Source organism: Pseudoalteromonas sp. S3178, assembly GCF_005886985.1.
GTDB classification, from domain to species: domain Bacteria; phylum Pseudomonadota; class Gammaproteobacteria; order Enterobacterales; family Alteromonadaceae; genus Pseudoalteromonas; species Pseudoalteromonas carrageenovora.
Genome location: NZ_PNCW01000519.1, coordinates 1 through 302 on the forward strand (window position 1 = coordinate 1; position 302 = coordinate 302).

Genomic DNA, 302 nt, shown 5'->3' on the forward strand with positions numbered 1-302 from the left:
TCCACGTATCAAAGCCACGATCATTGCAGGGTGTGCAAACAACCAGCTTGCAGAGTCGCGTCATGGTGAGATCATTCGTGAAAAAGGCATTTTATATGCACCAGACTATGTGATTAATGCTGGTGGGATCATCAATGTTTACTATGAAACAAAACCTGAGGGTTATGATGAGGCTGCAGCGACTAAACACGTAGAAGGTATCTACGACACGCTAACCGAAATCTTTAAGCGTTCTGAAGATGAGAAAGTTTCAACACATATAATTGCTGATAAATTAGCTCAAGAGATTATTGAAAACGGTC

The 302-nt window shown here is 41.1% G+C and carries 1 protein-coding gene; it reads left to right on the top strand.

Annotated features, from left to right (window positions below; all coding sequences use genetic code 11):
- Window positions 1-302, top strand: a 302-nt coding sequence (locus tag CWC11_RS22025) for a Rossmann-fold NAD(P)-binding domain-containing protein (RefSeq protein WP_502704830.1), incomplete at both ends; no start/stop codon positions are given.